Genomic DNA, 10811 nt, shown 5'->3' on the forward strand with positions numbered 1-10811 from the left:
TTTTGCTTGAATAAGCCTTCTTAAAAAAAACTTGCGCGTTTGTCTTTTTTTTGTATAGTTGAATCTGAGGGTTTAAGACTGTTTTAATTCATTTTTTTGTGGAGGCAATTTATGAAAAAAATTCTCAATTCGCTTTTTGCACTTTTGCTCGCTGGAGCAATGATTTTTGGTTTTGCGTCTTGCTCTGACGACGATGATGATGACAAAAAAGAAGCCGAAGTCAATGTTGTTGGAACGTATGCCGTTACAGGCTATACGTATGAAAGTACAGAGGAAGATGGCTCTTCGTATGTTTGTGCGGTTACAATGCCGACTTCTACAAGCCTACACTATGTTGGAACGGACATTGATAAAAGTGACGAGGCTGTTTATGAAAAGCTTGAGTATGATGTGACGGTCACAAAAAACGGCGATGATTACACCGTAACAAAAAACAAATTCAAAGCTGACGGAGAGGATGGTTCTGAAGATCTTTTTAGCGCCATGGAAGACCGTTGGAAGCCAAATGATTCTGACACTGAACATGAAAACAGTTGGGCTGACAGAACCGAAGAATTTGGCATGACTATCACAACCACTGCCGACGGAACTTGGAGCGACAATGAAGAGTCTAAGCCAACTAGCGGAACGTACACCGTTGACAAGGCTAACTCAAAAATCCTTCTTACGACGCTTGTAGACGAAGGTGAGACTCTTACCGAGCCAGAACTCAGCGAACTTCCGTATTCAGACGGAGGCAAGACAATCGTTATGGTTATGAATGATACAGACGAGGAGCATAACTCCACAACGAAAGTCACCATTACCTTAAAAAAGAATTAGCTTAATTTTTTTTTGATTTTTCTTGCACGCTCCCGCTGGGGGCGTGTTTTTTGTCTGTGCGCTTTAGCTAAAGTCCATGATGATTTTTGCGAGCAAAAGCGTTAGAACCACCAGAATCAAAGGCTTTACGATTTTTGAGCCTTTTGTCATTACGAGGCCTGAACCAAAATAGTTTCCGAGCATGTTGCTTGCGGCTGCCACGATTCCCAGCGGAATAAGGACCTGCCCGTGAATCAAAAACACTACGAGAGAAGATACGTTCGTCGCAAGATTTATGACTTTTGTGTGGGCATTCGCATTTTTTACGGGCATTTTTGCAAGAGCCGTAAAAGCGATAATCAAAAACGTTCCGGTTCCGGGACCGTAAAGCCCGTCGTAGCAGCCAATTACAAGGGCGGATGTCATAACGACTGCAAAAGTCTTTGAATTTGCTTTTAGCTCCGCATTTTCGTCTGCCTTAAAAATCTTTCTGTTTAAAACGCAGAACGCTGCCAGTGGAAGCACACCCAAAAGCATGGATTTTAGAACGTTCTCTGGCACGTAAAGCGAGAGCCTTGCTCCAATCGCCGCACCAAAAAATCCGCAGAGCAGGGAAGGAACGGCCAGTTTTGCGACAACGAGCCGCTCTTTTATAAATCTTGCCGTCGTCAAAGCTGTTCCGAATGCGGAAGAAAATTTGTTCGTGGCGATTGCTGAATGAATCGGAAGACCTGCCAAAAGATAAGCCGGGAGCGAAATAAGTCCGCCGCCTGCGATTGAGTCAACGAATCCTGCAACAAAAAGCAAGGGACAAACAATCAAAAAAGTGTAGATAGGCATAAGGGATTTTATCAAAATCTCTTCTATTTTATAAATACTTTTTGAAATAAAATTACTTTATATAGAAACAACACGTTTTCAAGATTTTAGAAATATGTTATCTTTAGAATAATTTAAATTCATAAAAAAAGAGGGGCAATGATGAAACTTTGGGATTCAGGTGCATTCTTTGAGAATGGAAAGTTGGTTGCAAAAAAGGATGGGGACGCTTTAGGCGGTGCTAAAAAGACCATCGCTTATTCGATTTTGCAGAAACACAACACGAGCGGGGACGAGTCAAAATTGAAGATTAAATTCGACAAGATTACGTCTCACGACATTACTTATGTTGGAATTATTCAGACTGCCCGTGCGTCAGGTCTTGAGAAATTCCCGATTCCTTACGTTCTTACGAACTGCCACAATTCTTTGTGTGCTGTCGGCGGAACAATCAACGAGGATGACCACATGTTCGGTCTTACCTGTGCCCAAAAATATGGCGGAATTTACGTTCCTCCGCATCAGGCCGTAATTCATCAGTTTGCCCGCGAAATGCTCGCTGAGTGCGGTGCGATGATTCTTGGCTCTGACAGCCACACGCGTTACGGTGCGCTCGGTACTATGGCGATTGGTGAGGGCGGCGGAGAGCTTGCAAAGCAGCTTCTCGGAAAAACTTACGACGTGAACTATCCTGGAGTTGTCGCGATTTATTTGACTGGAACTCCTGTTCCGGGCGTTGGTCCGCAGGACGTTGCGCTTGCAATCATCAAAGAAGTGTTCGCTTCGGGCTTTGTAAAGAACAAGGTGATGGAATTCGTAGGTCCTGGAGTGGCAAATCTTTCTGCTGATTTTAGAATCGGAATTGACGTTATGACAACCGAAACAACTTGTCTTTCTTCAATTTGGGAAACTGACGGAAAGGTTGAGGAATGGTACGCGATTCATGGTCGTCCTTCTGCATACAAAAAACTTCAGCCGGAGAACGGTGCTTATTACGATGCCGCAATCGAGATTGATTTGAGCGAAATCCGCCCGATGATTGCCATGCCGTTCCACCCAAGCTGCGCATATACAATCGAAGAAGTCAACAAGAATTTGATGGACATTCTTTCAGAGACAGAAAAACGCGCAAAAGTCAGCTTTGGCGACAAAGTTAACTTTACGCTCAAAAACAAAGTGATTGACGGAAAGCTCTACGTTGACCAGGGAATCATTGCCGGATGTGCGGGAGGCGGTTTTGAGAACATTTGTGCCGCTGCCGATATTTTGAAGGGCAAGGACACAGGAAACGGAAAGTTCGTCTTAAGCGTTTACCCGGCTTCTATGCCTGTCTACATGGAACTTATGAAGAACGGTGCTCTTGCTGCCCTTGTTGATACTGGTGCTGTCGTTAAGACTGCATTCTGCGGTCCTTGCTTCGGTGCTGGCGACACTCCTGCGAACGGTGCGTTCTCTATCCGTCATTCTACGAGAAATTTCCCGAACCGCGAAGGCTCAAAAATCCAGAACGGTCAGCTTTCTTCTGTCGCTCTCATGGATGCTCGTTCAATCGCGGCTACAGCGGCAAACAAGGGATTCCTTACCCCTGCGACTGAATTTGACGTTGACTTTAGCGGAAAGAAATATTTCTTTGACAAGACGATTTACGAAAAACGCGTTTATGATTCAAAAGGCGTGGCTCATCCAGAAGTTGAGATTCAGTTCGGTCCGAACATTAAGGACTGGCCTGCAATGAAGCCACTTTCGGACGACCTTCTCGTAAAAGTCGTTTCAGAAATCCATGACCCGGTTACAACAACGGACGAGCTTATTCCATCTGGTGAGACTTCTTCGTTCCGCTCGAATCCGCTTGGACTTGCCGAGTTCACTTTGAGCCGCAAAGATCCTGCTTACGTTGGAAGAGCTAAGGCTGTTCGTGACGGAAGCGACGATGTTAAAGCCGAGGTTAAGGCCGTTGAAGCTGCTTTGGCAAAGGCTAAACCTGAGTTTGCCGGACGCGCCGAGAAGGCAGGGCTAGGAAGCACGATTTTTGCCGTAAAGCCAGGCGACGGTTCTGCCCGCGAGCAGGCTGCAAGCTGCCAGAAAGTTCTTGGCGGTTGGGCTAACATCGCGAACGAGTACGCTACAAAACGTTACCGCTCGAACCTTATCAACTGGGGAATGCTTCCGTTCATTTACAATGACGGAGACAAGAATCTTCCGTTTACGAACGGTGATTACGTATTCATTCCAGAAGTGAAGAAGATGATTTCTGAAAAACTTCCTTCCGTAAAAGCGTACGCTGTAAAAGCTGACGGCACTGTGAACGAGTTTGAGCTTTCTGTTGGCGAACTCACCGACGACGAGCGAAAGATTATCCTCGCAGGCTGTTTGATTAACTTCTACAAGGCGTAATATTTTTGCAGGGTAAGTGAATTTTTTAACTCACTTGCTCTGCGGCATTTTTTATACGGACTTATAAACTCGACATCAAACCTAACAATTAAAAACGAAAATGAAAAATAAATCTGCTTTTTTTAATGGAGTTGCCGCAGGGCTTCCGATTGGGCTTGGCTATTTTGCGGTCGCCTTTTCACTTGGAATTATTGCACGTAAGGCTGGACTCACTCCGCTGCAGGGATTTTTGGCTAGCGTTTTGAATCACGCTTCCGCAGGGGAATACGCGCTTTACACTTCAATTGAGCACGCCGTTTCGTACATTGAGCTTGCAGTCATCACGTTTGTTGTGAACGCACGCTATCTTTTGATGAGCTGCTCGCTGAGTCAAAAAATTTCGCCTGAAACACCCTTCATTCACAGATTTTTTGTTGGCTTTGGAATCACAGATGAGATTTTTGGAGTTTCAATTGCGCAAAAAGGTTTTTTGAATCCGTTTTATAATTACGGGGCTGTTTTTGTGGCATTGCCGCTCTGGAGTCTTGGAACCGCCCTTGGAATCTTTGCGGGAAACATTTTGCCGAATATTGTGGTGGAATCACTTTCCGTCGCACTTTATGGAATGTTCATCGCGATAATAATTCCTGAGGCAAAAAAGAACATGACTGTTCTTGTCGCGGTCATCGTAAGTTTTGCGCTCAGCTTTGCTTTTTCGGTCTTGCCGCTCGTAAAAAATCTTTCTGCCGGCAACAGGACGATAATCCTCACCGTAGTGATTTCTGCCGTTCTTGCATATTTAAAGCCAGTCGAGGAAAACTCATGAAAGAGAATCTTTATATCTATATTTTTGTGGCTTTTGTAGTCTCGTATTTGATTCGTGTTCTGCCACTCACGCTGATTCGTAAGCCGATTAAAAATCGTTTTATCCGTTCTTTTCTATATTATGTGCCTTACGTGACGCTTTCTGTAATGACTTTTCCCGCGATTCTGGAAGCGACGAGCAATCAGCTTGTTGGTGCGTTGGCTCTGATTTGCGGTCTTGTGCTTGCTTTTTTTGGTGCATCGCTTTTTCCTGTGGCGATTTTGTGCTGCCTTGTAGCCTTCGTGAGCGAATATTTTCTTTTGAACGTGAATTTTTAGACCGAATGTCAAGTTTTTTAATCAGCTAAAAAAATGTGTTCACTACCAAAAAGCACGTCTGCTTTTGCAACATAGTTGCTCGGAGAATCGCTAAAAAACTGGCTCACAGTTTTTTCTGGCAAAGCCGTGAACCACGCATAAAATGCTGTCGTTCCCCTTATCAGATTCTCAAAAAATTAATTTGTTTTATTCAAAAAACAGACTTAAAATAATCTCTATTATAAAAGACGATTTTGTTAAAAAATGGCTATTTTGGGATTTCCCCGCATTTGACAGAATTGTTTTAATATCGGAGGTTATATATGAAAAAACTTGCTGCATTGATGTTGGGTTGCGCTATGGTTATGGGCGTAACTGGCTGTTCTAAAAAAGAGGCTGCAAAGCCTGCCGATACTTCTGGCGGCGGAGAATTTGACGAGTTGATTGCTGCCGCAAAGGCTGAAGGTGAGCTTGTAGTTTACGGTTCATGCGAGGAAGAATATCTTTCTGCGGCCGTAAATCACTTTACCGAGCTATACGGAATCAAAACGAGCTATCAGCGACTTTCTACTTCTGAAGTTTACACGAAGATTTCTGAGGAAGCCGGAACGCCATCTGGAGACGTTTGGTTTGGAGGCACGACAGACCCTTACAACGAGGCTGTTGCCGCAGGTCTTCTCGAAAGCTACGACGCTAAGAACGCAAAAAATCTTATAAACTCATCTTACAAGGATTCTGGAAACTGCTGGTACGGAATCTACAAAGGAATTCTTGGATTCATGGTGAACACAGAGGAACTTACTCGCCTGGGGCTTGAGGCTCCAAAAGGTTGGGACGACTTGCTCAAACCTGAGTACAAGGGACTCATTATGATGTCAAACCCAAACACAGCCGGAACAGCAAAACTCGTAATCAACACGATGGTTCAGATGAAAGGCCATGATGAGGCAATGGAATACTTTAAGAAACTTGATCAGAATGTTGCGCAGTATACAAAATCTGGTTCGGGACCTTCAAAAATGGTTGGTCCTGGAGAATGTGTAATCGGTGTTGGATTCCTTCACGACGGAATTTATCAGATTCTCAACGGATACGAGAATATTGGGCTTGTAGTTCCTTCTGACGGAACTTCTTACGAAATTGGTGCAACAGCAATCTTTAAGGGCACAAAGCACCCGAACGCAGCTAAGCTTTGGCTTGAGTATGCTTTGTCTCCTGAGTGCGTAAACCTTGCAAAAACTTCAGGTTCTTACCAGTTCCTTGTTCTCTCAAATGCCGAGCAGCCAAAAGAGGCTCAGAAATTCGGTCTTGATATGAACAACACGATTTCTTACGACTTTGACGATGCAAAGAAAAACAGCGCCAAATACGTTGAAGATTTCTTTGCCGCATTGGAGTCTGCTTCGACCGACACTACACGTTTCAAGACAAAATAACTTGAAAAAGAAGAACCGCTAGAAATAAATAAGGCAGGGATTCCGTATTATAAACTTACAGGTGTAAAAAAATTGTCTGCACTACCGCAAAAAAATGTTTTTGTTCACGCGGTGCAAGGTATAAGGAACCTTATTAACGCCGCAAAGCGGCTCACCTTGCAAACGTTCACAAAAGCCATTTTTTCGCTCTCGTTCCGACAATTTTTTTAGTCAGTTTGCTCATAATGCGGAGCCCCTGATAAATAAGGAAATTAAGGATGATAAAAAAATCTGTTGAACACCTCCATTACCGTTCAACAGATTTTTCGTCAATCTTAATTTTCTTGGACTTTTTACGGTTATTCTTTTGATTTTAAAATATTCAAAAAAAATAGGAGATATTTATGGCTACTGCACAAGGTGCACAGCTTGAACGCAAGAAATTCTTTGCTGACCCGATTATGCTCACAATGATTGGAGTTCTGCTGGTATTCCTTGCGTTATTCATTCTGTACCCGCTTCTTATGGTTCTGCTCGACAGTTTTTATTCAGAAGGGGCGGTTTCGTTAGGAGTTTTTAAGCGAATCCTGAGCCTTAGCCGGTTTAGGACAGCTTTTACAAATACATTGGTCTTGGGGTTCATTACAGGAATCTTTTCTACCGCAATCGGACTTTTGTTCGCTTACGTTGAAGTTTACGTTAAATTGAAGCGAAAAGTTCTTTCGACGCTGTTCAAACTCGTTTCGATGTTGCCGATTGTCTCGCCGCCGTTCGTGCTTTCTCTTTCGATGATTATGCTTTTTGGGCGAAGCGGAATCATTACGCGTTCACTTTTACATATTTACGACTCTGACGTTTACGGCTTAAAAGGAATCGCAATCGTTCAGATTATGACGTTTTTTCCTGTGTGCTATCTTATGCTCCGCGGACTTTTGAAGAACATCGATCCGTCTTTGGAAGAAGCCGCACGCGACATGGGCGCTTCAAGATTCAAAGTTTTTACGAGCGTTACGCTGCCTCTCATGCTTCCAGGACTCGGAAACGCATTCCTCGTAACGTTCATTGAATCTGTCGCGGACTTTGCAAATCCAATGCTCATCGGCGGTTCTTACGATACTCTCGCCACGACGATTTACTTGCAGGTAACCGGTGCTTACGATGCGACTGGTGCCGCTGCAATGTCTGTCGTTCTTCTCTCGCTCACGGTCGTTCTCTTCCTGATTCAAAAATACTATCTTGAGTCAAAGACTGCCGCCACTTTGAGCGGAAAAGCCAGCCGTCAACGCATGTTAATAGAAGATAAAAGCGTTCGCTATCCGCTTTCGGTAATCTGCGGTTTTGCTTCGGCATTCGTTCTTTTGATGTACATAATGGTTCCGTTCGGGGCAATGTTCACTCTTTGGGGACGAAACTATCACCTTACGTTCAAATGGTTCTCTTATCTTTTTAGAACGTCTGGACTTAAAGCTTTTAGGGACTCATTCATGCTTTCTCTTATTGCCGCTCCGATTACGGCGTTTCTTTCGATGGTGATTTCTTATCTTGTCGTAAAGAAAAATTTTAAGGCAAAGGGATTTATTGAATTCGTCTCGATGCTTGCAATGGCGGTTCCTGGAACAGTTTTGGGTATTGGCTACATTCGTGGATTTGCGAACGGACTTTTCCGCACCGGTGTTATGAGCGGTCTTTACGGAACTGGGCTCATTCTTATCATCGTGTTTATTGTGCGCTCACTTCCTACGGGAACGCGAAGCGGAATTTCTGCTCTCAGGCAAATCGACAAATCGATTGAGGAAAGTGCTTACGACATGGGAGCCGGTTCTGGCCGAGTCTTTATGACGGTAACGCTGCCTCTTATTCGTGATTCGTTCTTTAGCGGTCTTGTAACGGCGTTTGTCCGAAGCATTACGGCTATTTCTGCAATCATTCTTTTGGTCACTCCTAATTATCTTCTTATTACCTGTCAGATTAACGAACAGGCGGAGAAGGGAAGTTACGGAATTGCGTGTGCGTATGCCACCGTGCTGATTGTGATTACTTACGGGGCTGTTCTTATTATGAACACTCTCATAAAATATTTGGGTGCGAGCCGCCCTGTAAAATATAAATGATAAAATGTCATTCCGAACTCGGCAGTTTTCGTTTTTGTTGCCGCTTTGATAGGGAATCTACATTCAAATAAAAAAGGATTTTTTTATGGCAGATAAAGAAAAAAAAGGTGTGCGACTTGAGCACATTTCAAAAATATATCAGGATCCGAAGACCGGAAAAGATTTTTACGCGGTAAAAGACACAACCCTTAATATTAAGCCAGGAACGTTCGTAACGCTTTTGGGGCCTTCTGGCTGCGGAAAAACCACGACTCTCCGTATGATTGCCGGTTTTGAAAGCCCGGACGAGGGCGAGATTTACCTCGGAAACGAAGCGATTAACGCTCTTCCGCCGAACAAGCGCGACACTGCGATGGTTTTCCAGAGTTACGCCCTTCTTCCGCATTACAACGTTTTTGACAACGTTGCCTATGGATTAAAAATCCGCAAAGTGCCTAAAAACGAGATTCAAGAGCGTGTCATGGGAATCCTTAAGCTTGTTGAGATGGAAGGAATGGAAAGTCGCATGACGAACCAGCTTTCGGGCGGGCAGCAGCAGCGTGTGGCTCTTGCCCGCGCTCTTGTAATGGAGCCAGGCGTGCTTTTGTTTGACGAGCCGCTTTCAAATCTTGACGCAAAACTTCGCGTTACTATGAGGACTGAAATCCGAAAAATTCAGCAGAAAGTGGGAATCACTGCCGTTTACGTAACTCACGACCAAAGCGAAGCGATGAGCATTTCGGACGAAATCATCATTATGAGCAAGGGAAAAGTTGAGCAGATTGGTTCTCCGCGTGAGATTTACTACAAGCCTAAAAATAAATTCATCGCGGACTTTATTGGCGAGGCGAACTTTCTTGATGCCGAAGTAAAATCTGCGTCGGAAGAAAAAGCTCTTATTTGCGTTTGCGGGCACGACATGACCGTTAACAACTACATTGGTGCAAAGGAAGGCTCTTCTGTTTCGCTTGTGCTTCGTCCTGAGAATCTTAAACTTTCTGATTCTGGCACTTTGAAGGGAAAAGTTGTTCTTTCTACGTTCATGGGCGCTTACCAATACTATCAGGTTGACGTTGATGGAAAAATCGTTCAGATTACGGACTACAATCCGCTTAACCGAAAAACTTACGGGTTTGGCGAAACTGCTTATTTGGACTTTGACCCGTCCGGAGTCTACATTCTGTAATTGAAAACTTTTGGCTGCCATTTTGTGTGGCAGTCTTTTTTTTACATTTCTTCCACGATATTTTTATAAACTATTTCAGAAAATCTTAAAATCATATAAAATTGGATTATGGATGAAATTGAACAAAAAAATATTGCTGTTTTAATAGACGCAGACAATACACCGTGCAAGCAGCTTCGCTCTATTTTGCAGGAAATTGCCGTGCACGGACATATAATCACAAAGCGTGCCTACGGAGATTTTTCGCTTCCTACGCTCAAAAACTGGAAGAATGAGCTGAATGACAACGCGATTATTCCGGTTCAGCAGTTCGCTTACACGCAAGGAAAAAATTCCAGCGACAGCGCGATGATTATTGATGCGATGGACTTGTTGTACACCGACAAGTACGATTCAATCGCGCTCGTTACGAGTGATTCTGATTTTACAAAACTTGCGACGCGACTTCGAGAGAGTCAGATTTACGTTTTTGGAGTCGGTCAGAAAAAAACTCCGCAATCATTCATAAGTGCTTGCGATGACTTTATTTACATTGAGAATCTCGGAAACGAGGAAGAAAGTTCCGCGGAAGATGATGCAGCCTTTGCCGCTCAGAAGCGCAGAAGTCACAAAGCCGCGGACAAGCCTAAAAAATCATTCTTCGGGCTTATTCGCCGCAACGCGAACGGTGAAGTTGCTATGAGCGACCGGCAGTTTAGAAAAATCTTCAAACTTTTGAATACAGCTTACGACAAATACGCGGACGAAACGGGTTGGGCAGACGTTAGCGCCGCCGGCTCGTTCTTTAAGAGGCAAGACCCAGGTTTTGATACGGTTGATTACGGATTTAGAAAACTTACCGACCTAATCGAATATTTTGACGATGATTTTGAGATGAAAAAAGAATCCGCGTCAACTCGCCGGCACGTTACTTTTTATTATCGCCCGATTGTAAAAAACTGACAAAGAAAACTGCTGGTGCATTATAAACTTGTAAATGTAAAAAAAATTGTCTGCACTACCGCG

The 10811-nt window shown here is 43.9% G+C and carries 9 protein-coding genes; 8 read left to right on the forward strand and 1 reads right to left on the reverse strand.

All coding sequences use genetic code 11. The features are described from left to right. The first annotated feature begins 111 nt into the window (after positions 1 to 111). On the forward strand, positions 112 to 822 hold the full coding sequence (locus JI65_RS11500) for a hypothetical protein (protein ID WP_191016695.1): 711 nt from the start codon (positions 112 to 114) through the stop codon (positions 820 to 822). Positions 823 to 885: 63 nt separating this feature from the next. Here the strand turns inward: JI65_RS11500 and JI65_RS11505 are convergent, their stop codons facing one another. Beyond that, entirely contained in the window at positions 886 to 1641 is a 756-nt protein-coding gene (locus tag JI65_RS11505; protein WP_191016697.1) for a sulfite exporter TauE/SafE family protein, read from the reverse strand. Between the two features lie 141 nt (positions 1642 to 1782). Here JI65_RS11505 and JI65_RS11510 point away from each other — a divergent pair, with 141 nt between their 5' ends. The 7 genes from JI65_RS11510 (at position 1783) to JI65_RS11540 (ending at position 10748) form a co-directional block, all read left to right on the forward strand. Continuing rightward, positions 1783 to 4014 carry a hydratase gene (locus tag JI65_RS11510; RefSeq protein ID WP_191016714.1) on the forward strand — a complete coding sequence of 744 codons (2232 nt, stop codon included), beginning with the start codon at positions 1783 to 1785 and terminating at the stop codon, positions 4012 to 4014. A 100-nt stretch (positions 4015 to 4114) separates the two neighbouring features. Further along, entirely contained in the window at positions 4115 to 4819 is a 705-nt protein-coding gene (locus JI65_RS11515) for an AzlC family ABC transporter permease (RefSeq protein ID WP_191016700.1), read from the forward strand. After that, on the forward strand, positions 4816 to 5136 hold the full coding sequence (locus tag JI65_RS11520) for an AzlD domain-containing protein (protein WP_191016702.1): 321 nt from the start codon (positions 4816 to 4818) through the stop codon (positions 5134 to 5136). Before JI65_RS11515 ends, JI65_RS11520 begins: the two co-directional genes overlap by 4 nt. 302 nt (positions 5137 to 5438) lie before the next feature. Then, positions 5439 to 6551, forward strand: coding sequence for an ABC transporter substrate-binding protein (locus JI65_RS11525; RefSeq protein ID WP_191016704.1), 1113 nt, complete (start codon positions 5439 to 5441; stop codon positions 6549 to 6551). Positions 6552 to 6934: 383 nt separating this feature from the next. Next, positions 6935 to 8641, forward strand: coding sequence for an ABC transporter permease (locus JI65_RS11530; protein WP_191016706.1), 1707 nt, complete (start codon positions 6935 to 6937; stop codon positions 8639 to 8641). A gap of 85 nt (positions 8642 to 8726) precedes the next feature. Beyond that, a complete protein-coding gene (locus JI65_RS11535; protein ID WP_191016709.1) occupies positions 8727 to 9806 on the forward strand; it encodes an ABC transporter ATP-binding protein in 1080 nt (359 codons plus the stop codon). Positions 9807 to 9914: 108 nt separating this feature from the next. Continuing rightward, entirely contained in the window at positions 9915 to 10748 is an 834-nt protein-coding gene (locus JI65_RS11540; RefSeq protein WP_242457229.1) for an NYN domain-containing protein, read from the forward strand. Positions 10749 to 10811 lie beyond the last annotated feature (63 nt).

It is taken from the genome of Treponema zioleckii, assembly GCF_014737315.1.
Taxonomy (GTDB): domain Bacteria; phylum Spirochaetota; class Spirochaetia; order Treponematales; family Treponemataceae; genus Treponema_D; species Treponema_D zioleckii.

Bases quoted from the DNA above. Each gene is read 5' to 3' on its own strand.
- JI65_RS11500 (WP_191016695.1), top strand. From the start codon at position 112: ATGAAAAAAATTCTCAATTCGCTTTTTGCACTTTTGCTCGCTGGAGCA.
- JI65_RS11505 (WP_191016697.1), bottom strand. From the start codon at position 1,641: ATGCCTATCTACACTTTTTTGATTGTTTGTCCCTTGCTTTTTGTTGCA.
- JI65_RS11510 (WP_191016714.1), top strand. From the start codon at position 1,783: ATGAAACTTTGGGATTCAGGTGCATTCTTTGAGAATGGAAAGTTGGTT.
- JI65_RS11515 (WP_191016700.1), top strand. From the start codon at position 4,115: ATGAAAAATAAATCTGCTTTTTTTAATGGAGTTGCCGCAGGGCTTCCG.
- JI65_RS11520 (WP_191016702.1), top strand. From the start codon at position 4,816: ATGAAAGAGAATCTTTATATCTATATTTTTGTGGCTTTTGTAGTCTCG.
- JI65_RS11525 (WP_191016704.1), top strand. From the start codon at position 5,439: ATGAAAAAACTTGCTGCATTGATGTTGGGTTGCGCTATGGTTATGGGC.
- JI65_RS11530 (WP_191016706.1), top strand. From the start codon at position 6,935: ATGGCTACTGCACAAGGTGCACAGCTTGAACGCAAGAAATTCTTTGCT.
- JI65_RS11535 (WP_191016709.1), top strand. From the start codon at position 8,727: ATGGCAGATAAAGAAAAAAAAGGTGTGCGACTTGAGCACATTTCAAAA.
- JI65_RS11540 (WP_242457229.1), top strand. From the start codon at position 9,915: ATGGATGAAATTGAACAAAAAAATATTGCTGTTTTAATAGACGCAGAC.